The organism is Mucilaginibacter sp. CAU 1740 (assembly GCF_039839285.1).
Taxonomy (GTDB): Bacteria; Bacteroidota; Bacteroidia; order Sphingobacteriales; family Sphingobacteriaceae; genus Mucilaginibacter.
Genome location: NZ_JBDOQS010000004.1, coordinates 245,043 through 269,856, shown reverse-complemented (window position 1 = coordinate 269,856; position 24,814 = coordinate 245,043). Strand labels below are relative to the sequence as shown.

The following is a 24,814-nucleotide window of genomic DNA, read 5'->3' as shown; positions in this document are numbered from 1 at the left end:
AAGTGAATTTAGTTCACTTGCTCGCTTGTCATCCCAAAACGACGTTCGCGTTTTTGGAAATCAAGCACGGCCTCATACAGGTCTTCCTTCCTGAAATCGGGCCATAATTTGCTTGTAAAATACAATTCGGCGTAAGCAATTTGCCACAATAAATAATTACTGATGCGATATTCGCCGCTGGTTCTGATCAGCAGCTCGGGGTTTGGCATATCTCCTGTAAAAAGGTTTTGCTCAAAAACATCTTCACTAATATCATCTATATTAAGCTCACCGCTTTGTACTTTAATGGCTATGTTTTTAGCGGCCCTTACAATTTCGCGGCGCGAACTGTAACTTAAAGCCAGCGTAAGTACCACCCCGGTGTTACCGGCAGTAGTTTCAATAGCGTTTTGAAGTTCACGATTACATTTTTCTGGGAGCATGTCCAGATCGCCAATAGCGTTTAGCCTGATGTTGTTTTTCATAAAGCCAGGAACTTCCTTATGGATAGTACTTACCATGAGCTCCATGATTGCCATTACCTCCAGCTTGGGGCGGTTCCAGTTTTCGGACGAAAACGTATATAGTGTGATATATTTAACACCTAATTTATCGGCTCCTTCAACAACATCCCTAACTGATGTTACACCGTTGTGATGGCCAAATATCCTTAATTTGCCTTTGCCCTTAGCCCAACGCCCATTGCCATCCATTATAATAGCTACGTGCTGTGGTATTTTCGACAAATTGATCTGATCCAAATAATCCATATTACTCATTATCAAAAGCCACCCGGCACAAACACACTTGTGTAAAATTTTTCATCAATATTATGCCCTGCAATATTCGGTTTTTAGAAAATCAATGTTAAAACCATCAAGTACCCGTCATTTTCAGCATTCAAATTGCCGGATTTTTCAGGGTACAAAGGTAAAACTTACTTTGTATTTTTTTAGTATCCTGCACTAAAAGAAAATGTTATTGCAAATAATGCATTAAAACCTTTCAATTACCTATATAAACTGCCCTTTTTGATAATAATTGTATTAACTATAATAAACAGTAAAAGGCCGGATACCATCATTTATTTAAAAATGACATACCCGGCCTATTAAAAAGCTGCGTGTAAATTACTTACAAAAGCATTACATTATTATATACCTTTTTGCTTAAGCATCTCAACATCATTGGGCATAATATCAACTATGGCATGTTGCTGGATGCCGGTAATGTTCAGCTCGTCGAGCGTATTTACCAAACTGCTGTATTGTGATTTATCGCTCGGTTTTACCAGCACGATCATTGTTTTGCCGCCGCTGGCATCATGAACCTTTTTATTTGTTTCAATGATAGCCGACCTCAGCCCTTTGGTAGAGAAATCAGTTATCGAAGGAGCGATGATCGGATTTTTCAACTCACCCAAATAATACACTGCCTTGCTATCCTTTCCTAAAACAATGGTAAGGGTTCTGCTTGCGGGTACTGGCAAATCGTGGTTACCTTCATCGTCGGGCATGGTCAGATCCATGGCTTTAGGTTTAGTAAGCGTGGTGGTCATGATAAAAAAGGTGATGAGCAAAAATGCCAGGTCAACCATAGCGGTAAGATCTATCCGGGTGCTTGATTTTTTGCGTTTGTGTTTTCCGCCAGCGTTTTGTGGTGATTCATTTAATTCGGCCATGACTTTAAGGATTAAGGTTAAAATTTAATTACAATAGTAAATTACACGATTTAATTCAAATACAGAATTAAATATTGAATTTTAATTTAAAAACGAATTAAATATTGTTTTATTATCCAAAAAGACAAAACAATCTACTCCGAAAATCTATCCCGAAATTTTCGAACAGCAATTAATAGTAGCAATTGGAGGTTACAAAAGTGAAGGCAATAGTAAAGTTGAGGAAAAAGTAAGTATCATGCGATTTAGAATCGCCGCGTTGTGAGCCGATGGTACCTATATATTTACCGGTTAACTCACCCGATCTGTCAGAAAGCAAGCGACCGGAAGTAGTTGTAAATCTACCTTTATCAGCATAAACACCGCTAACATCATCCAAATAATCAGTAAAAGCATAACGGTAGCCCATCTCCGTCATAACGGTAAATTTACCTGAAAGGTTATATTTTATCCCTAAACCATATGGAACTACAACAGTGTTATTGCCATAAGGCCTGGCCTGGCCTTCGGTTTTAAGCTGCCTTAAACCCACTTCCCGTCCCCGGAAATCCTGTGCCCTTGGCGCGTACGATGTAACGCCGATGCCGGTAAATATATAAGGTGTGTACTTATTAGGGCCGGCATCTGGAATGTAGTTCATAAAATTAAACTCGCCTATGATGCTGGCCTCACGCAGTTGGTCTTTAAAATTAAGGTTACGCTGCCTAAAATCCGGATTTTTTGAGCGACTATCATAAGCGGCAATATTACCTACCGCAATATTTAACTTTGCCGAAAAATATCCATCAAAATTCCTTTTGCCAAACACTCCTGCCGAAAAGCCGCTTACTTTAACAGGGTAATTGGGATTAAGGTCGCCAATATAACCTGCACCGCCTATAGATCCACCTATTTCCCAGGTTTGGGCCTGTAAGCTATAAGTAAAGCATAAAAGTGCTATGAAGAGTAAAATTTTAGGCATTAAATAAATTTAGTAATTACGGGCATCAAGGCCCCACAATAGTTTATTTCTTAACGTAGTTAAATAGCTTTCATTATTCAGGCGGATCAAATTAAGTTCGAAACCTGCCTTTTGCACATGAAACTTAACGGTTTGATCCAACACTTCGGTACGCGAATCGCACGATATAATGTAACTGGCGCTTCTACTCTCTACCTCAAAACAAAGCTTACTGGTATCCGGTATTACAATTGGCCTTACATTAAGGTTATGCGGCGATACCGGCGTTACCACTATTGTATTTGATTGCGGGAAAATGATCGGTCCGCCGCAGCTTAACGAATATGCTGTTGAACCGGTAGAGGTTGATATGATAATGCCATCGCCCCAGTATGAGTTTAAAAATTCATCATTTAAAAACACGTGGGTAATGATCATGGCGGCATCATCCCGTTTATGGATAGTTACGTCATTCAACGCGAAGTTATTATCGCCAAAAACATTATTAGGCGAATCGACAGTGAGCAGCTCGCGGCAATCGCAGGTAAACTGACGGTTCACTACCGCGTGAATGGCCGCCGTGATATCGTTTTTATTAACGCTGGCTAAAAAGCCCAACCTGCCAAAATTGATACCGATAACGGGGATGCCCGAATCGCGGATCACGGTTACCATATCAAGCAGAGTACCATCGCCGCCCAGGGTTATAAAAATATCTATGAAGCCTTTCAGCGTTTCGGCCGGCCTTAGTACAGTATATTTTATAGTGGGTAATTTATCCTGCAAATATTCATGAAGCTGCTGGTGTACGTAGATGTCAACACCATGTTGGGCCAGGTTATCAAAAACCTGCTGTATAAAAGGTAAAACAGATGGCTCATTAAAGGGCCTGCCGTAAATTGCTATTCTCATTTTTTAAAAAGGCGAATATCGAACTTTGAAAGTACATTAATGCAGTAATGGCGATAAATTAATACTTGTATCATTTATAATGTATGCTATTACAAAACATGCCTTAAATGGCAAAACCCATCTGCATAAGCACAATTTAGCAATTAATGTTTGCAAATATTCTTAAAAAACAACGCTGTGGTTGTAAAATCAACCAAATAACTTCAAGGTAAAATAATTAATTTCAAGTATTTTTAAGCGGCCTTATCATTTAAACTGGTGGTTTTATTTGCATGGATCAGGATTTAGAACAAAAATTACAGGGCATTCGGCTTATAGCCGATGAGCTCCCTTCGGCAGTGATCATACACGAGGTAGTAACCTTGCAGATAATTTACATGAACCGTACCGGCCTTAATGCTTTAGGTACCACGTTTGATGAAATAAAAACCATAAGTCCGGAAGCTTATCATGCCAAATATTTCAATGCCGAAGATAGTAATGAATATGTACCTAAAATTCTTGAGCTGATAAAAGGCGGAAACCAGGAGCAGGTATCATACTTTCAGCAGGTAAGGATACTCGATAATAAGGAATGGCAATTATTTGTGAGTAACACTAAAATATTTGCCCGCAACCACACCGGCGAGGCTACACACCTGATCACCACAGCCAGCAAGCTCGACCCAACGCACCATATTATTACCAAGGTTAACCGCTTAATGGACGAGGTAAGCTTTTTACGACGCAATAGCCTGCTTTTTGCTACCCTAACACGGCGAGAAAAGGAAATATTGCAATGTATAGCTATTGGTATGAGCTCGACCGAGATAGGCGCTAAACTATTTATAGCCCCCGCCACCGCCGAAACCCATCGCAAAAACATTAAAAATAAATTGGGGCTGAAGAATAATTATGATGCAGTGAGGTTTGCGCAGGCGTATAATTTGGTGTGAGATACACTTAACATTTGTCATCCTGAGTAAGTAAAAGCGTTCGCCTCTGAAGGATATATGACATTTCGCGGGCGGGCCTGTCACTCTGAGCTTGTCGAAGAGTCGCGCACAGAGGCCCTACTCACCATGCTTCGACAGGCTCAGCATGACCCACTTTTTAATTATGTGATGGGTAGGTACGAAGGATCTTCTTCGCCCTGTATAGCAGATGTTCTTGTTGTAGAAGATCCTTCGCTACCGCTCAGGATGACAACTATTTAAGACTACAAATTCAAATAATTCATCAACGAATCATACCTATCGCGGGCGGTATCATTAATATCAGTATGATTAAAAGTGGCCTTAATATCATACTCGTACCGCAAAAAGCTGGCTGTTATTGCCGAAATATCCTGTTTATTTATTTTAAGCGTAACCTCCATTCGGGTTGAATCGGGATAGGTTTGAACATATGAACTCAGGATCTGGGCATTGTCCGACTCTACTATCTGGGCCATATGCGCCAGCGAGTTGTTTTTATTATTGATCTCGAGTACTATTATCCCGCCTGGCTGCGAAACTGAAGTTATCTTTGCGAAATACTCAGTTATTGCATTAATAGAAATGAGTCCGAGATAATTGCTTTTATCATCAAGCACCGGCACAACGGTAAGCTGCTGCTCATAAAACAACCTGATAACATCGTAAATATGCTGACTTTCCAGCACATAAGGGTTTACCAACGATAAGGCAAGCGCGCCTATCTGTGTTTGGTAATCATTCTCGGCTATTAGGTCGTCCTCAGCAACGAGTCCTAAAAACTGTTCTTCATTAACAATAGGCAAATGCCTGAGGCGAAACTCAACCATGCGGTCCAGCACCTTCTGTATGGTATCAGAAGTGTGTACCGGTGGTATCGAGTCAGCTATCAGGTCAAGTGCTATCATTTATGCATTTACTTTAGCCTCTAATTTAGTTAAAAACTGTTTAAGCAAAACGTTAAATTCTTCGGGATGCTCCATCATAGGGGCATGGCCGCATTTATCGATCCAGTGCAGTTCAGAATCTGGCAGTAGTTCGTTAAACTCAACGGCAACCTCGGGCGGGGTAATTTTGTCATTACGGCCCCAGATCAAACAAACCGGTAGGTTCATTTTTCCCAGTTCCTTTTTCATGTTATGCCTGATGGCCGATTTTGCCATGGCCAACAAACGGATAACGCTGTGCCTATCGTTAACAGTTTTATAAACGTCTGCAACCAGATCATCAGTAGCAATGGCCGGATCGTAAAAAGTGTACTGCACTTTCTCGCGCACAAAATCAATACTTTCACGACGCGGGAACGAACCGCCAAAGGCGTTTTCGTACAAGCCAGAACTACCGGTTAACACCAATGCTTTAACATTATCGGCATGCGCGGTTAAATATACCAGTGCCACATGCCCGCCAAGCGAATTGCCCAATAGTGTAATATTACTAAGTTGTTTAAACTTAATAAACTTGTGTACAAATTTAGCCAGGCTTTTTACCCCTGTGCTTATCAGCGGCATATCATAAATAGGTAATATTGGTATAATTACCCTATATTTTGATTTAAACTCATTAATAACCCCATCCCAGTTGCTCAACGCTCCCATTAATCCATGTAGCAGTAACAGCACCTCTCCTTCGCCCTCATCGATGTAACTAAAACCGTGTTCCTCTTTAAGCACGAATTCCATATAATTTACAAAAAAATAAATGTTCCAATTAGCTTATACCAAAATCGCTTTCGGTATAAAATTCTTATCAACAAGCCGCAAAATTAGTTCATTACGGGTGATAAGTAGCAAGTATAGCAATTATTTATCAATGTAGTTATGTTAAGCTTTTATTAAGAGTGATAACATTTACACAACATTAATGTTTAAAAAGCTGCATAATAAACCGGTACTGATAGCTTAACCTAATAACTGTTTTACTACTTCGGATATTGTTTTGCCATCGGCTTTGCCTGCAAGTTCCTTACTGGCCATCCCCATCACACGGCCCATATCTTTAACCGAGGTAGCACCTATGCGACCGATCAATTCTTCAAGATAGCCTTCAATTTCAAACTTGCTCATTTGCTGCGGCAGGTACTCTTCAATTACCAGCATTTCGGCAACTTCAATTTGATACAGATCGTCGCGATTTTGGGTTTTGTAGATATCGGCCGATTCTTTACGTTGCTTCACCAGTTTTTGCAATACTTTAATTTCCGCGTCTTCGGTAAGTTCATCGGCAGCGCCTTTTTCAGTTTTAGCTAAAAGCAATGCAGATTTAATGGCACGTAAGCCCTGTAAACGATCTGCCTGTTTGGCCAACATGGCCAATTTAATATCCTGGTCTATTTGTGTTATTAATGACATATCTTAATTAGTGAATTATTGATTTAGTGAATTAGTGAGTTTTTGATGTACAGATCATTCGCTTATCCCTGTAAACATGCAAATTCATTAAAAATCTGCACATCTGAAATCCGCACATCTGCACATCGGTAGCCTACCCTCTATATATAGTACCGGCGTTAGCCTGCGCGGTAGGCATGATCAACAGATCATTTATATTAACATGTTTTGGTCGCGATGCTACAAACCAAATGGTTTCGGCAATGTCCTCGGCCGCTAAGGGTTCAAAACCTTCGTAAACTTTTTTGGCGCGTTCTTTATCACCTTTAAAACGTACTTCCGAAAATTCGGTTTCAACCGCGCCCGGGTGTATGGCTGTAACTTTAATACCGTGAGGTAACAAATCAATACGCATACCTTTATTTAACGCGTCAACCGCGTGCTTGGTAGCACAATATACGTTTCCGTTGGCATAAACTTCCTTACCGGCTATCGATCCTAAGTTAATAATATGGCCTGTTCCGTTTTCAATCATCCAGTTTGATACCACCCGGCTTACATACAGCAAACCTTTAACATTGGTATCGATCATGGTTTCCCAATCGTCGATATTTCCGTTTTGAATTGGATCGAGGCCCTGGCTCAGGCCGGCGTTGTTTACCAACACATCTACCTTTTTCCAATGGGCGGGTAATGCTTCGAGATTATTGATGGTATCCTCCCGGTTACGAACATCAAACGATGATGTGGCTATTTCTACACCATACTTATCGTTAAGGTGTTTAGCCAGTTTTTCCAAACGTTCCAAACGGCGACCGGTCAGTATTAAATTGTAGCCCTCGCGGGCAAAAACATGGGCACAAGCCTCGCCAATGCCGGCGGTAGCTCCTGTAATTAAAGCAATCTTACTCATAGGATTTATAAAGTAAGTAGCGAAATTATGTTTTTTAGTTTGAAATATTGTCGGTTGGGGGTAAGGAGATGATTTTTACACATACCGTTTGCGTTACAAACGCAAACCCGGGTTAAGCAGTCATTATAAATGAGCACAAGCGGGACGCCTTTGCGTGCTCAATCTTTACGGTGTTCGATCTACAGCTATCTATAAAAAACCTTTGCGTCTTAGCGCCTTTGCGTGCTTAATCTCTGCGGCATTCGATATATAGCCATCTTAAAAAAACCTTTGCGCCTCAGCGCCTTTGCGAGCTCAAACATCTGTCGCACGCTATCTACAAAGAAAAGCTTTACGCCTATTCAAAAATCAAACTAAACATAATAGTATGCAAACCCAACCTGCCGATCGCACTTGAATAAGGGTTATTGTCGCGCTGCAGCACATTCCCCAATGAATTGGAGATCTTAATCTCGGGCGAGAGTTTGAAAAATTCAAAATAGATATCGCAACCAACACCCGCCTCGTAGGAAGCAAAGCCGCCCACATTTTTCACCAGCTTTTCTGATAGATCAAGATTGACATCAGCATTCTTTTTTGAGCCGATGGCCTGGGTATATTTCAGACCACCTACTACATAGGCCCTAAAATCGCCCAGCCTGTCTGATTTTAATTTCAGGAGCAGAGGAATATCTAACGATGTAGTTTGCACCTTTTTATCAACATCTTCGGATGGGTCTACATATGAATAATGTAAAACGCGATCAGCAAATACCAATGATGGGTTGGTACGCGCCTCCAGGTGTTCAGTAAGCCGGTAGCGGGTTAAAAAACCAACTGCGAAACCGGGAGTGCTTTTTGAACTGATAGTATTAAGCGGGCCTTTAACCTGAACGCCGCTCTCATCGAAATAAGCATTGCGGAAGTTGGCTTGCCTGTTAATTTTAAAATCGCTGGCTACATAAGTGAAGCTAAAGCCGAAACTCAGATCTTCCTGATCGGCACCGCCACCCCATGCAGGTACCCGCTGTGCAAACAACGGCTTGCAGCAAAACAGGAATACAAAAACAAGCAGGTAACGGTTTATCATCAATTTATTTTATGCCAGTGTATATGGAACAAATACCAAACGCCAAAGGCCTGCATTTGGTATTTTTGAAGCCTACTTTATCCATCAGCGCAACAAAATCTTTCCCATCAGGAAATGCGGCCACCGACTCGGGCAGGTAACTATAAGCCCGCGAATCTTTACTGAAAAGCTTACCAATACCCGGCGTAATATAGTTAAAGTAAAAATTGTACAATTGTTTTATCGGGAAAGCTTTTGGCTTTGAAAATTCTAAAACTACTGCTTTACCACCCGGTTTTAACACACGGTTAATATCGGCCAGACCCATCTCCAGGTTTTCGAAGTTACGTACACCGTAGGCAACGGTTACCGCGTCAAAACCATCGGCATCAAAAGGTAATTTTTCCGAATCGCCAAGTTTCACTTCAAACTTATCACTCAAACCACGTTTAGCTATTTTTTGCTCCGCAACATCAAGCATACCTCTTGAAATATCAACACCGATAATTTTTTCGGGTTTAAGGATCGACAACGCTTCGAAAGCAAAATCGCCGGTACCGGTAGCTACATCCAATATTAATTTAGGCTGATCTTTTTTAAGCTCGTTGATAGCCTTTTTACGCCAGATGATATCGATTCCCAACGACATAAAATGATTAAGAAAATCGTATGTTTTGGATATATTATTGAACATATCGGCTACCTGCTCTTTTTTGGTAGCCTGCTCGTCGCGGTACGGGGTTATAGTTTTGCTCATTGCGGGGGCAAAGATAGTGATTGTAATTTTTAATGGCTTGTTACACCAATATTAAGTTGACGTGATTATGTTAATTATTAATGCAAATCATTATTTTTAAAAACCAATCACCGCCGGTGTAAACCAGCAAATTATACAAAACCACCCTTAGCTCACCGTATGAAAGAAGAACAAGCATCCTCGCGCCGTAGTTTTATTAAAAAACTCACAACAGCAACAGCGGCAGTTGCCGCCGGTTCAAGCCTTGTAGCTGCCGAAAGCCAGGCCAAATCATTCTCAATTATTAAACGCCTTGTTGGCAACAGCCCTAACGATCAGGTAAACATCGCCCTGATAGGTGCCGGCGGCATGGGCACACAGGATACTATCACCGCCCTGCAAACGCCCGGTGTAAAACTGGTAGCTGCCTGCGATTTGTATGACGGCCGCCTTAAAGATGCCAAAACCCGTTGGGGAGCTGATCTTTATACAACACGTGTTTACAAAGAGATTTTAAACCGTAAGGATATCGACGCGGTGATTGTTGGCACGCCCGATCATTGGCACCAGCAAATTTCGGTTGATGCCATGCATGCCGGAAAGCACGTGTATTGCGAAAAGCCGATGGTACACGCCATTGGCGAAGGCCCGGCTGTAATTAAAGCGCAAAAGGATACCGGTATGGTTTTCCAGGTGGGTAGCCAGGGCGTATCATCATTGGGTAACGAAAAAGCACACGAGTTATTAAAGTCGGGCGCCATTGGCGAGTTAAATTATGCCGAAGGTTTCTGGGCCCGTCGTGCACCGCTTGAGGTTTGGCAATACCCTATTCCCGAAGATGCATCAACACAAACTGTTGATTGGGAAACCTATATCAGCAACACTAAAAAACGTCCGTTTGATGAAAAACGGTTCTTCCGTTGGAGAAACTATACCGATTACGGCACAGGTATGGCTGGCGATCTGTTCGTTCACCTATTTTCAAGCCTCCATTTTATAACAGATTCTGTAGGGCCGAATAAAATTTATGCTTCGGGCGGATTACGTTTCTGGAACGACGGCCGCGAAGTACCGGATGTACTTTTAGGTACTTTCGATTATCCTAAAACACAAGCACACCCTGCCTTTAACCTATCGCTGCGCTGCAACTTTGTTGATGGTACCAGCGGCACCACTTACCTTAAACTGGTAGGCAGCGAAGGATCGATGGATATTACCTGGGATAAGGTAACATTGAAGCGCAATAAAGTAATGTCGTCAGACGATCCTTTCTATCTCGATAAACTTAAAAAAGCCGGAAGCGGTTACGCCGAACGCAAAAAAATGCTCGCGCCCGAAGAGATCACCTTCGATGCAGATAAAGGATATTTAGGTGGCCCATATGATCATATGGTGAACTTTTTCACCGCCATCCGCAATAAAGGTAAAGTAACTGAAGATGCTGTTTTCGGCTATCGCGCGGCAGCCCCTGCCCTGTTATGTAATGATAGCTACTATAACAACAGCCCCATGTTTTGGGATCCTGAAAAAATGCAGCTCATCAAAAAATAACCCATCACAGCAAATACCTTATTATGAAACAACAATTAAAAAAGATAGGAATGGTTATGTTGGCGGCTGGCATGGTCTGTACGCAAACTTTTGCTAACCTAGGCCATAAACCCAAACCAACTAAACAAAATGCACCTCCAAAAGGCAGTTGGGTAAGCCTGTTTGATGGCAAAACCCTAAAAGGTTGGCACAGCTTCAACAAAAAAGGCGAAGTAAAAAACTGGACCATTGTTGATGGCTCGCTCGTTTGCCTCGGAGCGGCGCAGGGTGATACCGGCGGCGATATTGTTACCGATAAAGCCTATACCAACTTTGAGCTAAGTTGGGAATGGAAAATTGATAAAGGCAGCAACAGCGGCGTAATATACCACGTGGTTGAAGATCCGAAGTATCATGCAACTTATGAAACCGGTCCGGAATACCAGATCATCGACGATTTGGGCTGGCCCGATAAACTGGAAGACTGGCAAAAAACCGGCTGCGATTATGCCATGTACCTGCCCAACTCACAAAAGAAAGTGGCCCCCGTTGGCACCTGGAACACCAGCAAAATTGTCTTTAACAACGGCCACGTTGAACACTGGCTAAACGGCAAAAAAATATTAGCCTTTGAAGCCTGGACCGACGATTGGAAAATGAAGAAAACTACCGGTAAATGGAAGGATTATCCGGATTATGGAACTGCTAAAACAGGTTTGATAGCCTTGCAGGATCATGGGCATAAAGCTTATTTCAGGAATATTAAGATCAAGGAGTTGTAGAACCTTGATTTTTAGGATTTGAGGATTACCTTGAGAAGAAACGTTGGCTACTTTATTGGAGCCAACGTTTTTCATTTATCAAGAAATCCTTTAATCAAGCGAATCATGGTTCAGACTTAATAACCCTTCAATATCCAACCTTCTGGTAAACATCGTTAGCTTACCTTCGGCATCTACCGGCCAATCTTCTTTAGGCCTGTCCCAATACAATTCAACTCCGTTGCCATCAGGGTCGTTCAGATAAATGGCTTCAGATACACCATGATCTGAAGCTCCTGTTACGGGATATTTCGCATCGATCAATCTTTTCAATGCCACAGCAAGATCTTTTCTTTCGGGATATAATATAGCAGTATGATATAAGCCCGGTGCATATTCAGGTGCAGGTGAAGCACCTTTGCTATGCCATGTATTTAAGCCGATGTGATGATGATAACCTCCTGCCGAGATAAAAGCGGCCTGATCACCATATGTTACCATTTTTTCGAAGCCGAGCAAACCACAATAAAAACGAGTGATTTTTGCAGGTCGCTCACTTTTAAGTGTACGTGACCGATGCGGGTTTGGGCGGGGATTTTATATTCGTTCATTTTTCTTTTTCCGTTTGATTGTCTGGGGTTAAACGATGCGATTTTTATTTATACCGTAAAGTTAACTATCACAAATTTAGTTGTTTTTGGAGCTGAGCGTGTCGGGGCAAAGTAAATAAATGTTTAAACATTTATTTTAGCTTAACAATCAAACTTGCAACATTTACCAATCAAAAACAAAACCCTACCTTTGCAGCATGATCGTAAAAACGGCCGAATTTCTTTGCAGCAACACGCAGGTAAGCAAGTTACCTCCACCGGTTAAGGCCGAATACGCTTTTATCGGGCGCTCGAACGTGGGCAAATCATCGCTTATTAATACCCTAACGGGAAAAAAGGGGCTTGCCAAAACATCGCAAACACCGGGTAAAACGCAATTGATCAATCACTTTTTGATAAACGAAGGTTGGTACATTGTGGATTTACCGGGCTATGGTTACGCCCGTGCATCAAAAAGCGAAAAAGCTAAATGGGATAAATTTATCCATACTTACCTTGATAAACGCGAAAGCCTGCAATGCGTAATGGTGCTGATTGATAGCCGTCTCGATCCACAAAAAATCGACCTTGAATTTTGCAACTGGCTTGGCGAAAAAGGCCTCTCGTTTGTATTGGTATTTACCAAAGCTGATAAACAATCGAGCATCAAAACAGATCAAAGCGTAGCCAAATTCAGAAAAGCGCTGTTAGCAACTTTTGACGAAATGCCCCAATATTTCATCACCTCTTCCGAAACGCAATTGGGTAGGGAAGAGATTTTGGAATTTATTGATGTGGTTAATCAGAATTTTGAGATACCAGTTTTCCAAAGTTCCCCTCTTGAGAATAACAAACAATGAAAAAATACTTATCCTTAGTAACATTCGCCCATACTATTTTTGCCATGCCATTTGCCTTTATCGGCTTTTTCCTGGCGGTAACTACAACAGAATATCATTTCGACTGGCTTAAACTGGTATTGATGGTGTTGTGTATGGTTTTCGCCCGTAACTCGGCAATGGCTTTTAACCGCTATTTGGATAGGGATATCGATATTCAAAACCCCCGCACCAAACAGCGTGATATACCGGCAGGAAGAATAAGCCCTAAAGCAGCTTTAACTTTTGTTATCATTAATTGTTTGTTGTTCATTACAGCAACATGGTTCATTAATAAACTTTGCTTTTTCCTTTCGCCGATTGCCTTATTTGTAGTGATGGGGTATAGCGCTACCAAACGCTTTACCGCACTTTGTCATTTGGTATTGGGTTTGGGTCTGTCGTTGGCGCCTATCGGTGCTTATTTAGTGGTTACCGGTCAATTTGCTATTACGCCAATATTTTTCTCTTTATCCGTACTATGCTGGGTTAGCGGTTTCGATATCATTTATGCTTTGCAGGATGAGGATTTCGACCGTAGCAACAACTTGCATTCTATTCCAGCGTATCTGGGTAAAGTAAATGCTTTAAGGCTATCAACCTTTTTACACGTACTTTCGGCTATCTTTATCATGATGCCGGCGATTGAAACACACGTAGGCTTTTTATACTATATCGGTATTGCGTTTTTCTGCGCTATGCTGATCTATCAACATTTATTGGTAAAACCAAACGATTTAAGCCGTGTTAACTTCGCGTTCATGACAACCAACGGTATTGCCAGTGTGGTATTTGCTGTGTTGTTTTTGTTAGATAGAATATGGATCCACTAAGCGCGCTCCAAAAATTCAGGGAGTATTTTGAAAGCTACGTACCGCTTACTGATGAGGAGTGGAACGCGCTATCACAATATTTAACTGTCGACACGCTTAAAAAGAAAAAGTTTTATGTAGAGGCCGGAAAAGTTTGCGACCAGATAGGCCTTGTGGTAAAAGGAGCTGTTCGCTACTATCACGTTAAGGATGGTGAAGAAATTACCGGGTACTTCAGCTTTGAAAATGAAATGCTGAGTTCATACAAAAGTTTCCTTAAACGCACCCCGGCAACAAATTATATCCAGACGCTGGAAGATTCGGTGATAGTTAACTTAAACCATAAAAACCTGCAACAAGCCTGCATGAACCCATTGCTTGGCTTTAAGATGGAACGCTTCGGCAGGTTGACAGCCGAGCATTACCTCATGTGCTACGAAGATCGCGTAACCTCTTTCATCACCCAATCGCCCGAGGAACGTTATAGCCAACTATTAGAAACAGGCGGCGAGGCACTATATCGTATCCCCCAGCATTATATTGCCAACTTTTTAGGTATTACCCCGGTTTCGCTATCAAGGATCAGGAGAAGGATCATGAAGATAAGCGCCTGATTTGAGGTGAAAGGGTAAAGGCGAAAGGTAAAAGGTAACATCTTCAACCAACCAAAATCGGTGTAATCAAAATCCGATCGGTATAATCCCCAAAAACAAATCAGCGTAATCAACGAAATCAAAACCATCAACGGTCAAAATCGGTGTAATCAAAAATTAATCGGTGTAATCCCAAAAAACAAATTCCTTATCTTTTGTTAACGTTTTGATTTACAAAGCCACCATACCTTTGTTATACACAAAACGAGAAACAACATGCATACTATATTAGGAGCCGGCGGTCCGGTAGCGAACGCCCTCACCAAAGAATTAATTAGCAATACTCACGATCAGATACGTTTGGTTAGTCGTAGAATAATAAATATTGATGTTGATAATGTTACCTGGCAAAAGGCCGATCTGCTTAATTACGACGAAGTTTTGGCCGCAGCGCAAGGCTCAACCATCATTTACCTCGTTGCGGGATTGGTTTATGATAAAGATATCTGGCGCGAACAATGGCCGGTAATTATGCAAAACGTGATCAATGTTACCAAAGCCACCGGTGCCCGCTTAATATTTTTTGATAACGTTTACATGTATGGCCTTGTAAACGGAGCCATGAAAGAAGATACGCCCTACAACCCAAGCAGCGCTAAAGGCAAAGTACGTGCAGGCATTGCAGATATGCTGATGAATGAAGTTAAAGCCGGAAACATCCGCGCCACGATTGCCCGCGCCCCCGATTTTTATGGTACTGACTCGACCAATAGTTTTATTGATATGATGGTGCTGAGCAACTACTCAAAAAAGCAAAGCGCCAAATGGATAGGCGATCCAAATTGCAAACACAATTTTATCTATGTGCCGGATGCAGGAAGAGCGATGTTCCTGCTTGGCCAAAACCCGAATAGTGATAACCAGATCTGGCACTTGCCTACTCCACCTGCCATCACAGGTAAGGAATTTCTGGATATTGCCGCCGGCGTTTATAACGTTAAGCCTAAATATTCACGCATTAACAAAGTGATGCTGTGGCTGGTTGGTCTGTTCCAGAAAGTAGTAATGGGTACGGTTGAGATGTATTACCAGTACGATCATGATTATATTTTTGATAGCAGTAAGTTTGAAAAAACGTTCGACTTTAAACCTACCAATTATGAGGATGGAATAACTGAGATGTCGAAAACGTTGTATAAGCCACAGGTTTAAAACTTAAGGAAATATTTTAAAAAAACGTCATTGCGAGGTACGAAGCAATCCCCGATTAGCAGAGCCACTCTGTATAGTTCGCGATTGCTTCGTACCTCGCAATGACGTGATGGGTTATCCCTTCTGAATGTCAAATAAGTGTACTTTTAAACGTGTATTATTTGCACATCATCAACCATAATCTGCACATTTGCATATAAGCATATCTGCATATCTGAAAATTATGATCCACAAAAAAACAAGAACATATATCCCAGCTTCACTCGATATTAAATGGGAAAACCTTGAACCATTTTATAAAGAACTGCTTGACCGCCCCATCAATTCGGTTGAAGAACTGGAGAAATGGCTGCGTGATAAAAGTGAGCTGGAAGCCGCTTTAGAAGAGGATTTCGCCTGGCGCTATATCCGCATGACCTGCGATACTACCAGCGAAGAACTACTGCAAAACTTCCAGTACTTCGCTACCGAGATCGAACCTAAAATTGCGCCATTCAGCAACGAGCTGAATAAAAAACTGGTTGCCAGCGAATATGTTGACCAACTGGACAGCGACAAATATTTTGTATTCCTGCGCGCCGTTAAAAAAGCTTTGGAGCTTTTCCGCGAGGAAAATATCCCGGTACAAACCGAGATCCAGGTAGAGCAGCAAAAATACCAATCAACCACCGGTGCCATGTCGGTGCATATTGACGATAAGGAGTTTACTTTAGAGCAGGCTTCAGTATTTTTAAAAGGTACCGACCGCGCCAAACGCCAGGAAGTTTGGGAAAAGATCACCGGTCGCCGCCTACAGGACAGGGAGAAACTGGATGAGCTTTTTGATCACCTGCGCAAGCTTCGCCATACCGTTGCCGTGAACGCTGGCTTCGAAAACTTCCGCGATTATATGTTCCAGGCTTTAGGCCGTTTTGATTATACCCCGCAGGATTGCTATGCTTTCCATGCCGCTATCGAAACTGAAATTGTTCCCATTTTAAGACAACAAGCAGAAAAACGCCGCGAGGCATTAGGCCTACCGGCGCTTAAGCCTTGGGATATGGATGTAGATATTTCGGGCAAACCTGCCTTGAAACCTTTTCAAAATGGCGAAGATCTGATCGAAAAATCTATTCAGTGCTTCAGCAATATCAACCGTTACCTGGGCGAGCGTTTGGAGATCATGAAAGATAACGGCCTGTTTGACGTGGAAAGTCGCAAAGGCAAAGCTCCGGGTGGTTACAACTACCCGCTGGCCGAAACCGGCGCTCCGTTTATTTTCATGAATTCGGCCAATACTTTCCGTGATTTGACTACGATGGTTCACGAAGGTGGCCATGCGGTACACACATTCCTCACTGCCGATCTGGAACTGAATGATTTTAAACATTGCCCATCCGAAGTTGCCGAATTAGCCTCCATGTCGATGGAGTTGATCTCGATGGATAACTGGAATGTTTATTTTGATAACGAGGAGGATCTGAAGCGTGCCAAACGCGATCAGTTGGTTGATGTATTGAAAACCCTGCCATGGGTAGCCGTGGTTGATCAGTTTCAACACTGGATCTACACCAACCCCGATCATACCGATACTGACCGACGCACTGCCTGGGTAGAGATCTTTGAACCGTTCGGCGCTAATTTTGCTGATTGGAGCGAGCATCCTGAAGCTTTGGCTAACTTATGGCAAAAGCAACTGCACATTTTTGAAGTACCATTCTACTACATTGAATATGGTATGGCGCAGTTAGGTGCAATAGCTGTTTGGAAAAACTATAAAGAAAATCCGGAGAAAGGTTTACAGCAATACCTTGATGCACTAAAACTTGGTTACACCAAAACCATCAAAGAAATTTATGAAACTGCCGGTATCAAGTTTGATTTCAGCGCGGGTTACGTAAAGGAACTTGCCGAGTTTGTAAAAGCAGAACTGGACAAACTGAATTAAAATAACCCTTAATAACCTAACAACAAAAGCGCCTATCGGCGCTTTTGTTGTTTATAAAAACCATCTGCCGCGGGTTTAGCGCAGCGTAACCGGTGGTGTACAACAGTTCGGGTCTCTGACCCGAGTGGGATCCGAGCTGTTATTCAAATTTATTCTGCTAATTCTAAAATCCTGTAAATTCTGATTCAGATAGGGGACTTAAGTTTTCAACTTAAGTCATGGCCAACCACGGGTTACGCTGCGCTAAACCCGCGGCAGTTATTTGTTTAATATCTTTTTATAAAGTTCCCAATAGTCATTCACCATTTTCTCGCTCGAAAACTGTGAATTAGCCCAATCAAAACAATCTTCCCTGCTAATCTGATCGAGCCATCCAACAGCATCGACTGCCTCATCAACTGTATCAACCAAAAATCCGGTTTGGGCATCTTTAATCAGCTCAGGCATCGAGCCACGATTAAACGCGATTACCGGCGTTCCGCAAAGCATAGCCTCGGCAACGCTTAAGCCAAAGGGCTCATTAAAGCTTATCGGATGTAATAGAGCATAAGCCTTTCCTAAAAGTTCCCGCCGTTTATCCGGGCCGGCGTGGCCAATGTATTCTACACCATCCCCTAACAACGGCTCTACCTTTTCCTTAAAATAATTAGCATCTTGAACAATCCCTGCAATCAGCAATTTGCGTTTACTTTTTTTGGCAATAGCAATAGCTTCAGCAGTGCCTTTATCAGGATGGATGCGGCCGAAGTATAACAGGTATTCATCCGGCTCAGGATAAAACTGAAAATCGCGGGTATCGAGGCCGTTATACACGGTGGCTAAATAATCAAGCTCCGGGCTGCGGTCGGCATTGCTGATGGATACGTAGTGGCCTAAATGATTATACTTTTTATAAACGGGGATGATCCGGGGCGATGAAAAACCATGTATGGTAGTGATTATTGGCGTTTTGATCAAACCCGAATAAGTAAGCGGCAGAAAATCGAAGTTATTATGGATGAGATCAAACTCTCCGGCCTTTTCCATCAGGTTACTGATGTGCAGGCATTCAAGCACTTTGGCATCTTGAGTTCTGTCTTCCTCGTACCCGGTAGCGCAGATAGCATCAAGCGTACCGGCGGTGACCGAATCGCCGGTGGCAAAGAGGGTTACCTTTCCGCCAAGTTTGATGATGCCTTCGGCTATGTTTGATGCTATTTGCTCCCACGGTCCGTAGTGCCTGGGCGGTGTGCGCCAGGCAACGGGGGATAATACAGCTACCTTCATTTAGCAGATCTGCATTTTCTGTCCGTATTTGTTATATTCGTATTCCAGCTCGAAGGCTTTCAATACCGTAAGATGAGAGATCAGGTAAGCCAGCGTACTTTCTGCTCCCTGGTTACGGTTGATGCCTCCGGGAAGCAAGCCGTCGCAGCAGCCTTTCGTTTCGTGATCGTACAATGGTGCGCGCAGGGTATTCTCCCCTAAAAACCATTTGTAACTCAAAAACATTTTTTCAATATACTGAGGTACCCTGAAAATCTGGTAGGCCTGGAAATGCATCAGCACCATGGCCATTGTTTCGATAGCCTGCTGATCGAACGTTGGGAAAGTACCGCCTCGATAATACCAGCCATCATTACCTACAGGGCTTAGATATCCGTTTGATAAAGTAAGCTTATCAAGGAATGCCATCGTAGCTAAAGCAATTGTTTTAGCTTCCTCATTGCCGGTTATCTCACAAGAGTGCAATAAAGCCAGAGGCAAAATCGCGTTATCGTAAGTCATTTTTTCTTCAAACCACTGCCAATCATCGGATTGGGTATTATTGTAAGCATCAATTAGTGGCTGAGTTAAGTTAACCAGTATTTTCACCATACCCTCATCTGTAGGATAAGCCTGCAGGTACAAACTAATGCCTATGATGGTATTGGCCACTCCCCTCAGATGCTTTAAAGTAGAAAAATGCGGCACCGATTTATGGAAGATCTCCAAAGAAAACTCCCTGTATGAATTACTGGCAGCACAACTTATCAAGTGGCCTAAAGCCCATATGGTACGGCCAAATGAATCTTCCGAACCCACTTCATCCAGGTAACGCCTGTCAAAGCTCAAAAAGTTGCGAAAATTACCATCATCGGTTTGCATATAGTGAATATAGCTGAGGTAGATGGGCAGCAATTCAAAGGCTTCACGGCTTTTATTACGCTGGTAGGCCATCAATGCCATAATCAGCGCACGGGCGTTATCATCAAGGCAATATCCCTCTTTTAAGTTAGGGATGCCGTATTTAGCGTGTTGTACAATGCCGGTATCATCGGTTAAACGTAGTACATGAGTTAAGCTGAATTTGGGTAATATCTCAGGATCAACAATGCTATTGCGTAAAATTTTATCGCTGAAATCGTACCGGCTCAAAGCCTCCTGTGCCACCTTAATAAATTCGGCACCAATAACCGGCCAGCGTAAGTGCAAGCCGTATTGGTAAGCGTTTTCTTTCAATTCGGCCAAAACCCTATCCTGGTCAAGCAGTTCTATAATGGTATCAGCCAATGCCTCCGAGTTTTTAAAATCGAACAGGCGACCGCGTTTATCTGCCAGCAGTTCTGTAGCATGCCAGTATGGAGTTGAAACTACAGCCGCCCCCGCTCCTACCGCGTACGATAGGGTTCCGCTGGTAATTTGAGCCTCGTTTAAATATGGGGTTACATAAATTTCGCAGGCGGTTAAGTAGTTCACCAGTTCCTCTTCCGAAACAAATTTGGCAATGAAAGCCAGATTTTTTGATACACCTAATTGTGCAGCCAATGATTTTAAATGATCGCGATACTCCTCACCCGAGTTTTTGATAACGCCCGGGTGGGTGTTGCCCAACACCACGTACATCACATCTGGATGCTTTTCAACTATCTTGGGTAGCGCTTTTACTACCGTTTCCAAACCTTTATTGCGGCTCAGCAAACCGAAGGTTAGCATCACCCTTTTATTTTTGAAGGCCGATAGGTTTTTCACCGGGTTATCAACAGGCGCTTCCACATCGGGTACACCGTGTTCAATGATTTGGATCTTATCAGCCGGGATCTCATATATAGATGTTAAAAACTCCACAGCCCTTTTGCTCATCACTATGATCTTTGATGATTGCTCGGCTATCTCGCGGATAATGATGCGCTGCACATAGCTTGGATCTTTTAATACAGTGTGCAATATTGAGATCAGCGGTTTTTCCAACCTGTTTATTAACGGCAAAATATAAATACCGCTCTCGCCGCCATAAATGCCGAACTCGTGCTCCATTATACATACATCAGCATTGCTGGTGTTGATGTAGTTGGCAGCTCGGATATAATCTTTTTGATGATTTTGGCGGATAACATATTTCACCTCCTCCGGGTACTCATACTCCTGCAAATTTTCCGAATCGTTAAGCGCGACGACAAAGCCATTTTGAGCCAGGCTTTTTCTGTCGGGAAAATTAGCACCGATGGCATGCATCAGGTTATTATTAAACGTTGCAAGACCGCACTCGCGGGGTGGATAGGTTGATATATATGCTATTTTCATATGTAGATTAAGTAGATGCGTTGTTATTACTCCGGTTTTACAGCATTTTTAATTAATTGTAAAATCCGGATGACCATTAAAAAGAGCATTGGTGACCAGATTTATTGCATTTACAACACCAAAAGCCATTTTTTGCTGGTTATTGTTATAAATGCACAAACCATACCAATTTAATTCAAACTAAAATTTAGAAGATTTATAACAGGGAAGTTACGGGAGGTAGGAAATGTACCCTTTTAAAGATCCGATTAAAACTGCAATATGGATTCGCAAGTTCAATTGTTTTACCCCTCTGGGGCAGTAAACGGTTGGGGTTTGCTATTACTACAAAGCTTTTGCACCTCTGGTGCATTTATATTAGCGTGGATAAGGCCCCCAGAGGGATTAAAGATTTGTAATAGAGGATAAAAATAAGAATGAACCCCAGAGGGGTTAAAGCTTTGTAGCAAAAAGAATAAAATAAAAGAGAACCCCAGAGGGGTTCAACTCAACCAGGACATGTTTTCGATATGATACAAAAACCTCAATCGAAAATTCAATTTGTATAATAATCCACCGCCTCTATAATCACCGCGCAAGCTTGCCTGATCTCATCATCGGTAATAATCAAGGGCGGAGCCAACCGCATCGAATTACTGCAATGCAAAAACCAATCGGTTATGACACCATTTTCAATACAGCGGTCTATAATTTTCTTATTAAGGTCGAAGTCCTCCAGTTCTGCGGCAAGCATCAGGCCTTTGCCCCTAACTTCTTTAATGGCCGGGTGAACCAATAATGAGCGGAACAATGCCTCCTTTTCGGCTACGCCGGATACAAGGTCATTATCCAGCAAAAACTCAAGGGCGGCTAATCCCGCGGCACAGCATACCGGGTGGCCGCCAAAGGTTGTGATATGGCCAAGGATCGGATTTTCCTTCAGCGCATCCATAATTTGGTTTGACGAGATAAACGCCCCTATCGGCATGCCACCACCCAAAGCTTTTGCCAGTAACAGAATATCAGGCACAATACCAAAATGCTCAAAAGCAAATAACTTGCCTGTACGGCCAAATGCCGCCTGGATCTCATCTAATATCAGTAATGTACCTGTTTCGGTACAGCGGGCACGCAGCGCCTGCATATAAGCCACATCCGGTACACGGATGCCTGCTTCGCCCTGTATAGTTTCTATAATAACACAGGCTGTTTCCTCGGTAATGAATTGCAGATCATCAACTTCATTAAAACGGATAAAATTAACACCAGGCAACAGCGGGCGGTAGGCTTGTTTAAACTCTTCATTTCCCATTACACTCAAAGCACCATTGGTACTGCCGTGATATGAATTGTGGCAAGCGATGATCTGGCTTCTACCAGTAAAACGCTTGGCTAATTTCAAAGCACCCTCCACCGCCTCAGCACCCGAATTAGTAAAATACACTGACTGCAAATTATTCGGCAGTACCGAAATCAACTTCTCGGCAAAACGCACCTGCGGGGTTTGCACATACTCGCCATAAACCATTAAATGCATGTATTTATCAACCTGTTGTTTAATGGCGTTGATAACATATTGATTGCTGTGGCCTAAGCTGCTTACACCAATGCCCGATATCAGATCGATAAAGGCTTTACCCTCCGCGTTGTACATATATATGCCTTCAGCGCGCTCAAACTCGAGTAATAAAGGAAAATTAGTTGTTTGAGCGTTGTTAGCTAAGAAGAGTTGGCGAAGGGTAGACATAGCAATTAGCGAATTATTGAGTTAGTGAATTAGTGATTTGCCTAATCGTTGCAAAATTCAGCATTTCGTTTAACAAAGTCACAAATAAAAAAAGCGAACCTAAAAATTCGCTAATTCAATAATTCACTAAATCACTAATTAATTCCCCGCTCTCTCACTCCGCTCACTCAACTGCTTGATGAGTTCATCATTAAACTCCTGCTCGCTTTTGTACAGGATGCTCACCTTTTCGGGTGGTAGGATTTTGGAAAACGAATCGCGGTAGCGTTTGCGGATGCCTACCAACTGACTTTCGTAATAAATTTCTTTATCTATCTGCTCGGTACCGTTGGTGGATGAATTGGAATTGTTTAGCCGTTTCAGAATGCGTACAGCTGTTAATTCCTGTTGGTACTGGCTGTATAATGGCCAAAATTTGTTGGCCTCCTCATCGGTTAAATCAAGCTGCCTGCTGATATACCTGTTACGTGCGGCTTCAAGCTTTTTACCCATTGCGCCTTTTTTGTTGGTACCATTACCATTGGGACGTACGGGATTAAGCTCGGGCCGGGTAGGCGTTTGAGCGGGTACAAAGCGGTTTACCTGCGCCTGCCCCTCATAGCCTATTGCCATAACAAATAACACAATACAAATATGCCTGATCAAAATACTCATTAAATGTTTTTCTCCTGTTTAATTATCTATATAATCCGACAGATCTTCGTCTGCATTGCTTGCATTGCTTTTTTGGTTCGCATCCATCAGTGTACGGGTATCGCTTGCGTCCATGTGCAACTGAAGGTAGCTTTTTATTTCGGCAACCGGTACAGATGATACCTCCTCGTGCAGGTATGAGTGATCATGATCAGGAGCTTTAATATCTCCCCTGAAAATTACACCTACACCCAGTATCAAAGCAAAACAAGCAGCGGTTGCATACCTTATGGTTGGTGAAGCCCAGATCCGCCTAACCATACCTTTTTTCTGAACTGGTTTGGCTTTGTTGATGCTTACAACATTATCCACTTCCTCAAGCTCTTCTTCAACCTCGGCATTAACGGTTTTATCCAGTATGCGTTGGTTAAGCTGCTCAAAATAGTTCATCGGCACAGCAAAACCTTCATCTTCCATGTTCATGGCTTCCTCAACCGCTATGCGGCTTTGGATATTGGCGCTCAGCTCCTCAAAATAATTTTCAGGAACGGTAAACCCCTCATCGCCCATGGCCTCTTCAATGGCTATGCGACTTTGAATATTGCTGCTCAGTTCGTTAAAATAACCTTCCGGAACTGTGAAACCTTCATCACCCATCGCCTCCTCAACCGTTATGCGGCTTTGGATATTGCTGCTCAGCTCGTCGAAATAGTTTTCGGGCACCGTAAAGCCCTCGCCCGCATTCATGGCTTCATCAACCATAATACGGCTTTGAATATTGCTGCTTAGCTCATCAAAATAGTTTTCGGGTACGGTAAACCCCGAATCTCCGGCGCTAAAAGCACTTTCAATATTTATACGGCTCTGGATGTTGCTCTTTAACTCGTCGAAGTAGTTCTGCGGTACGGTGTAACCTGCAGATGGATAGTTTTTTAATCCCTCAAGCCTTATGCGTGTTGTAATGTGCTGCGCTAACTCATGGAAATAGCCTTCAGGCACTGCTAACGGGTTAGTTGTGCTAACCTGTTTCAGCGCGATGAAATCATCCAGCCATTCCCTATTGTCCATATCGCTTTTCATACACAACTATAGATTGGTATCTTGCTAAAAGGTTTAA

At 42.5% G+C, this 24,814-nt stretch carries 24 protein-coding genes; 8 read left to right on the top strand and 16 right to left on the bottom strand.

What is annotated here, in order from left to right:
• Window positions 1-8 precede the first annotated feature (8 nt).
• The 4 genes from AAFN85_RS11530 to AAFN85_RS11515 form a co-directional block, all read right to left on the bottom strand.
• The gene (locus tag AAFN85_RS11530; RefSeq protein ID WP_347527414.1) at window positions 9-749 is read right to left on the bottom strand and encodes an isoprenyl transferase; all 741 of its coding nucleotides are present in this window, start codon (window positions 747-749) and stop codon (window positions 9-11) included.
• 383 nt (window positions 750-1,132) lie between these two features.
• Complete coding sequence (locus AAFN85_RS11525) at window positions 1,133-1,660, bottom strand: biopolymer transporter ExbD (protein ID WP_347527413.1); 528 nt, start codon at window positions 1,658-1,660, stop codon at window positions 1,133-1,135.
• 172 nt (window positions 1,661-1,832) lie between these two features.
• On the bottom strand, window positions 1,833-2,621 hold the full coding sequence (locus tag AAFN85_RS11520) for a DUF6089 family protein (RefSeq protein WP_347527412.1): 789 nt from the start codon (window positions 2,619-2,621) through the stop codon (window positions 1,833-1,835).
• A 9-nt stretch (window positions 2,622-2,630) separates the two neighbouring features.
• Window positions 2,631-3,512 (bottom strand): NAD kinase, encoded by an 882-nt coding sequence (locus AAFN85_RS11515; RefSeq protein ID WP_347527411.1) that lies wholly within the window; start codon window positions 3,510-3,512, stop codon window positions 2,631-2,633.
• Between the two features lie 272 nt (window positions 3,513-3,784).
• Here AAFN85_RS11515 and AAFN85_RS11510 point away from each other — a divergent pair, with 272 nt between their 5' ends.
• Window positions 3,785-4,447: a helix-turn-helix transcriptional regulator gene (locus AAFN85_RS11510; protein WP_347527410.1), complete on the top strand. Its 663-nt coding sequence runs from the start codon at window positions 3,785-3,787 to the stop codon at window positions 4,445-4,447.
• A gap of 263 nt (window positions 4,448-4,710) precedes the next feature.
• Here the strand turns inward: AAFN85_RS11510 and AAFN85_RS11505 are convergent, their stop codons facing one another.
• From AAFN85_RS11505 to ubiE, 6 genes are all read right to left on the bottom strand, one after another.
• A complete protein-coding gene (locus AAFN85_RS11505) occupies window positions 4,711-5,373 on the bottom strand; it encodes a CBS domain-containing protein (RefSeq protein ID WP_347527408.1) in 663 nt (220 codons plus the stop codon).
• Window positions 5,374-6,147 (bottom strand): alpha/beta hydrolase, encoded by a 774-nt coding sequence (locus AAFN85_RS11500; RefSeq protein ID WP_347527407.1) that lies wholly within the window; start codon window positions 6,145-6,147, stop codon window positions 5,374-5,376.
• A gap of 219 nt (window positions 6,148-6,366) precedes the next feature.
• A complete protein-coding gene (locus AAFN85_RS11495; RefSeq protein ID WP_347527406.1) occupies window positions 6,367-6,816 on the bottom strand; it encodes a GatB/YqeY domain-containing protein in 450 nt (149 codons plus the stop codon).
• 133 nt (window positions 6,817-6,949) lie between these two features.
• On the bottom strand, window positions 6,950-7,708 hold the full coding sequence (locus AAFN85_RS11490) for an SDR family oxidoreductase (protein WP_347527404.1): 759 nt from the start codon (window positions 7,706-7,708) through the stop codon (window positions 6,950-6,952).
• Between the two features lie 337 nt (window positions 7,709-8,045).
• Window positions 8,046-8,777 (bottom strand): outer membrane beta-barrel protein, encoded by a 732-nt coding sequence (locus AAFN85_RS11485; RefSeq protein ID WP_347527403.1) that lies wholly within the window; start codon window positions 8,775-8,777, stop codon window positions 8,046-8,048.
• Window positions 8,778-8,781: 4 nt separating this feature from the next.
• Complete coding sequence (gene ubiE / locus AAFN85_RS11480; protein WP_347527401.1) at window positions 8,782-9,513, bottom strand: bifunctional demethylmenaquinone methyltransferase/2-methoxy-6-polyprenyl-1,4-benzoquinol methylase UbiE; 732 nt, start codon at window positions 9,511-9,513, stop codon at window positions 8,782-8,784.
• Window positions 9,514-9,672: 159 nt separating this feature from the next.
• Here ubiE and AAFN85_RS11475 point away from each other — a divergent pair, with 159 nt between their 5' ends.
• On the top strand, window positions 9,673-11,043 hold the full coding sequence (locus AAFN85_RS11475; protein WP_347527400.1) for a Gfo/Idh/MocA family oxidoreductase: 1,371 nt from the start codon (window positions 9,673-9,675) through the stop codon (window positions 11,041-11,043).
• A 23-nt stretch (window positions 11,044-11,066) separates the two neighbouring features.
• Window positions 11,067-11,804, top strand: coding sequence for a DUF1080 domain-containing protein (locus AAFN85_RS11470; RefSeq protein WP_347527398.1), 738 nt, complete (start codon window positions 11,067-11,069; stop codon window positions 11,802-11,804).
• 90 nt (window positions 11,805-11,894) lie between these two features.
• Here AAFN85_RS11470 and AAFN85_RS11465 read toward each other — a convergent pair whose 3' ends face one another.
• Complete coding sequence (locus tag AAFN85_RS11465; RefSeq protein ID WP_347527397.1) at window positions 11,895-12,284, bottom strand: VOC family protein; 390 nt, start codon at window positions 12,282-12,284, stop codon at window positions 11,895-11,897.
• A gap of 307 nt (window positions 12,285-12,591) precedes the next feature.
• On the opposite strand from AAFN85_RS11465, the gene yihA reads away from it, so the two are divergent.
• The 5 genes from yihA to AAFN85_RS11440 all read left to right on the top strand — a co-directional run bounded on the left by yihA (window position 12,592) and on the right by AAFN85_RS11440 (window position 17,795).
• The gene (gene yihA, locus AAFN85_RS11460; protein ID WP_347527395.1) at window positions 12,592-13,233 is read left to right on the top strand and encodes a ribosome biogenesis GTP-binding protein YihA/YsxC; all 642 of its coding nucleotides are present in this window, start codon (window positions 12,592-12,594) and stop codon (window positions 13,231-13,233) included.
• On the top strand, window positions 13,230-14,084 hold the full coding sequence (locus tag AAFN85_RS11455) for a UbiA-like polyprenyltransferase (RefSeq protein ID WP_347527394.1): 855 nt from the start codon (window positions 13,230-13,232) through the stop codon (window positions 14,082-14,084). Before yihA ends, AAFN85_RS11455 begins: the two co-directional genes overlap by 4 nt.
• Window positions 14,072-14,677, top strand: a complete 606-nt coding sequence (locus AAFN85_RS11450) for a Crp/Fnr family transcriptional regulator (RefSeq protein ID WP_347527393.1) — start codon at window positions 14,072-14,074, stop codon at window positions 14,675-14,677. Before AAFN85_RS11455 ends, AAFN85_RS11450 begins: the two co-directional genes overlap by 13 nt.
• Before the next feature lie 255 nt (window positions 14,678-14,932).
• Window positions 14,933-15,868, top strand: coding sequence for an NAD-dependent epimerase/dehydratase family protein (locus AAFN85_RS11445; RefSeq protein WP_347527392.1), 936 nt, complete (start codon window positions 14,933-14,935; stop codon window positions 15,866-15,868).
• A gap of 223 nt (window positions 15,869-16,091) precedes the next feature.
• On the top strand, window positions 16,092-17,795 hold the full coding sequence (locus tag AAFN85_RS11440) for a M3 family oligoendopeptidase (RefSeq protein ID WP_347527391.1): 1,704 nt from the start codon (window positions 16,092-16,094) through the stop codon (window positions 17,793-17,795).
• A gap of 258 nt (window positions 17,796-18,053) precedes the next feature.
• Here the strand turns inward: AAFN85_RS11440 and AAFN85_RS11435 are convergent, their stop codons facing one another.
• The 5 genes from AAFN85_RS11435 to AAFN85_RS11415 form a co-directional block, all read right to left on the bottom strand.
• On the bottom strand, window positions 18,054-19,061 hold the full coding sequence (locus AAFN85_RS11435; protein ID WP_347527390.1) for a glycosyltransferase family 4 protein: 1,008 nt from the start codon (window positions 19,059-19,061) through the stop codon (window positions 18,054-18,056).
• Window positions 19,062-21,338, bottom strand: coding sequence for a glycosyltransferase (locus AAFN85_RS11430; protein ID WP_347527389.1), 2,277 nt, complete (start codon window positions 21,336-21,338; stop codon window positions 19,062-19,064). It abuts the gene before it with no gap.
• A 535-nt stretch (window positions 21,339-21,873) separates the two neighbouring features.
• Complete coding sequence (locus AAFN85_RS11425; RefSeq protein WP_347527388.1) at window positions 21,874-23,064, bottom strand: aspartate aminotransferase family protein; 1,191 nt, start codon at window positions 23,062-23,064, stop codon at window positions 21,874-21,876.
• 138 nt (window positions 23,065-23,202) lie between these two features.
• On the bottom strand, window positions 23,203-23,676 hold the full coding sequence (locus tag AAFN85_RS11420; protein WP_347527387.1) for a hypothetical protein: 474 nt from the start codon (window positions 23,674-23,676) through the stop codon (window positions 23,203-23,205).
• A 60-nt stretch (window positions 23,677-23,736) separates the two neighbouring features.
• Complete coding sequence (locus tag AAFN85_RS11415; RefSeq protein WP_347527385.1) at window positions 23,737-24,777, bottom strand: hypothetical protein; 1,041 nt, start codon at window positions 24,775-24,777, stop codon at window positions 23,737-23,739.
• Window positions 24,778-24,814 lie beyond the last annotated feature (37 nt).

Bases quoted from the DNA above. Each gene is read 5' to 3' on its own strand.
- AAFN85_RS11445 (WP_347527392.1), top strand. From the start codon at position 14,933: ATGCATACTATATTAGGAGCCGGCGGTCCGGTAGCGAACGCCCTCACC.
- AAFN85_RS11455 (WP_347527394.1), top strand. From the start codon at position 13,230: ATGAAAAAATACTTATCCTTAGTAACATTCGCCCATACTATTTTTGCC.
- AAFN85_RS11415 (WP_347527385.1), bottom strand. From the start codon at position 24,777: ATGAAAAGCGATATGGACAATAGGGAATGGCTGGATGATTTCATCGCG.
- AAFN85_RS11425 (WP_347527388.1), bottom strand. From the start codon at position 23,064: ATGTCTACCCTTCGCCAACTCTTCTTAGCTAACAACGCTCAAACAACT.
- AAFN85_RS11430 (WP_347527389.1), bottom strand. From the start codon at position 21,338: ATGAAAATAGCATATATATCAACCTATCCACCCCGCGAGTGCGGTCTT.
- AAFN85_RS11475 (WP_347527400.1), top strand. From the start codon at position 9,673: ATGAAAGAAGAACAAGCATCCTCGCGCCGTAGTTTTATTAAAAAACTC.
- AAFN85_RS11470 (WP_347527398.1), top strand. From the start codon at position 11,067: ATGAAACAACAATTAAAAAAGATAGGAATGGTTATGTTGGCGGCTGGC.
- AAFN85_RS11510 (WP_347527410.1), top strand. From the start codon at position 3,785: ATGGATCAGGATTTAGAACAAAAATTACAGGGCATTCGGCTTATAGCC.
- AAFN85_RS11530 (WP_347527414.1), bottom strand. From the start codon at position 749: ATGGATTATTTGGATCAGATCAATTTGTCGAAAATACCACAGCACGTA.
- AAFN85_RS11520 (WP_347527412.1), bottom strand. From the start codon at position 2,621: ATGCCTAAAATTTTACTCTTCATAGCACTTTTATGCTTTACTTATAGC.
- AAFN85_RS11465 (WP_347527397.1), bottom strand. From the start codon at position 12,284: ATGGTAACATATGGTGATCAGGCCGCTTTTATCTCGGCAGGAGGTTAT.
- AAFN85_RS11485 (WP_347527403.1), bottom strand. From the start codon at position 8,777: ATGATAAACCGTTACCTGCTTGTTTTTGTATTCCTGTTTTGCTGCAAG.
- AAFN85_RS11500 (WP_347527407.1), bottom strand. From the start codon at position 6,147: ATGGAATTCGTGCTTAAAGAGGAACACGGTTTTAGTTACATCGATGAG.
- AAFN85_RS11490 (WP_347527404.1), bottom strand. From the start codon at position 7,708: ATGAGTAAGATTGCTTTAATTACAGGAGCTACCGCCGGCATTGGCGAG.
- AAFN85_RS11515 (WP_347527411.1), bottom strand. From the start codon at position 3,512: ATGAGAATAGCAATTTACGGCAGGCCCTTTAATGAGCCATCTGTTTTA.
- AAFN85_RS11495 (WP_347527406.1), bottom strand. From the start codon at position 6,816: ATGTCATTAATAACACAAATAGACCAGGATATTAAATTGGCCATGTTG.
- AAFN85_RS11450 (WP_347527393.1), top strand. From the start codon at position 14,072: ATGGATCCACTAAGCGCGCTCCAAAAATTCAGGGAGTATTTTGAAAGC.
- AAFN85_RS11440 (WP_347527391.1), top strand. From the start codon at position 16,092: ATGATCCACAAAAAAACAAGAACATATATCCCAGCTTCACTCGATATT.
- AAFN85_RS11505 (WP_347527408.1), bottom strand. From the start codon at position 5,373: ATGATAGCACTTGACCTGATAGCTGACTCGATACCACCGGTACACACT.
- AAFN85_RS11420 (WP_347527387.1), bottom strand. From the start codon at position 23,676: ATGGCAATAGGCTATGAGGGGCAGGCGCAGGTAAACCGCTTTGTACCC.
- AAFN85_RS11525 (WP_347527413.1), bottom strand. From the start codon at position 1,660: ATGGCCGAATTAAATGAATCACCACAAAACGCTGGCGGAAAACACAAA.
- ubiE (WP_347527401.1), bottom strand. From the start codon at position 9,513: ATGAGCAAAACTATAACCCCGTACCGCGACGAGCAGGCTACCAAAAAA.
- yihA (WP_347527395.1), top strand. From the start codon at position 12,592: ATGATCGTAAAAACGGCCGAATTTCTTTGCAGCAACACGCAGGTAAGC.
- AAFN85_RS11435 (WP_347527390.1), bottom strand. From the start codon at position 19,061: ATGAAGGTAGCTGTATTATCCCCCGTTGCCTGGCGCACACCGCCCAGG.